Here is a 1,296-nt window from a genome sequence, read left to right as displayed (position 1 = left end):
TGAGGGAGGTGCCCCGGTTGGAGGTGCGTGCTGGTGGGCGGGTCTGGCATGCCACACCGAATCGGGTGTGGACGATTGGTCGTTCGGCTGAGGCTGATGTGCGGTTGGACAATCCGCGGGTGTCGCGTGATCATGCGGTGTTGCAGCCGGGTCCGGGGGGCTGGGTGTTGGTCAATCACAGCAGCAATGGGATGTTTGTCGAGGGTGCGCGGGTCGAGCGGGTGGCCATTGTGGGGCCGGTGTCGGTGATGTTGGGTTCGGCGTCCTCGGGTCAGCTGGTGCAGTTGGCGCCGGGCGGGCCGCCCGCCGCGGCGGCGCGCCAGCCTGCGGCGGTGGTGGGGCAGACGACGGTGGCCCGGGCGCCGACGGCGGTGCATGCCATTGATCAGTTGGTGGTCACGATCGGGCGAGCCCCCGACAACGATGTGGTGCTCAATGATCTGCTGGTCTCGCGCCGTCATGCGATGCTGCGCCGTTCGGGCAGTCAGTGGGAGCTGGTCGACAACAACAGCGCCAACGGCACCTACGTCAACGGCACCCGGATCAGCCGGACGCTGCTGGGGCCCAGCGACATCGTCGGCATCGGTCATCAGCTGTTGCATCTGTCCGGGGATCGGCTGGTGGAATACGTTGACACCGGCGACATTTCCTATGAGGCCGCCAACCTGCGGGTGGTCACCAAGAAAGGCTCCAAGAAATCCAAGGTGTTGTTGGCCGACGTCAGTTTTGCCCTGCCCCAGCGCAGCCTGTTGGCGGTGGTCGGGCCCAGCGGGGCCGGGAAATCCACGCTGCTGGGGGCGCTGACCGGGTTCCGCCCGGCCACCAGCGGCAGCGTGCGCTACGACGACCGCGACCTCTACGACAACTACGCCGAACTGCGCCACCGGATCGGGTTCGTGCCCCAAGACGACATCTTGCACACCTCGCTGACGGTCCGGCGGGCGCTCAATTACGCTGCGCGGCTACGGTTTCCCCACGACGTGTCGGCCGCCGAACGCAACCAGCGCATCCAGGAGGTGCTGACCGAACTGGGCCTGTCCACCCAGGCCGATCAGCGCATCGACAGTCTGTCGGGCGGGCAGCGCAAACGCACCAGCGTCGCACTAGAACTGCTGACCAAACCCTCGCTGCTGTTTTTAGACGAACCCACCTCCGGGCTCGATCCCGGCTATGAGAAGTCGGTCATGCAGACGTTGCGTTCGCTGGCCGACGACGGCCGCTCGGTGGTGGTGGTCACCCACAACATCGCCCACCTCAACATGTGCGACCGGCTGCTGATCTTGGCCCCCGGGGGCC

Annotated in this window: 1 protein-coding gene; it reads left to right on the top strand. The window is 66.5% G+C overall.

Going from position 1 to position 1,296, the window contains the following annotated elements:
- Window positions 1–8: 8 nt before the first annotated feature.
- The coding region (locus CDN38_RS21010) for an FHA domain-containing protein (RefSeq protein ID WP_142361364.1) at window positions 9–1,296 on the top strand (1,288 nt) is incomplete at its 3' end.

Origin of the sequence: Mycobacterium ostraviense, from assembly GCF_002705925.1 — a bacterium.
In the GTDB taxonomy this organism is placed as follows: Bacteria; Actinomycetota; Actinomycetes; order Mycobacteriales; family Mycobacteriaceae; genus Mycobacterium; species Mycobacterium ostraviense.
The sequence above is the reverse complement of the archived record's forward strand: the minus strand, read 5'-3'. Positions and strand labels throughout refer to the sequence as shown.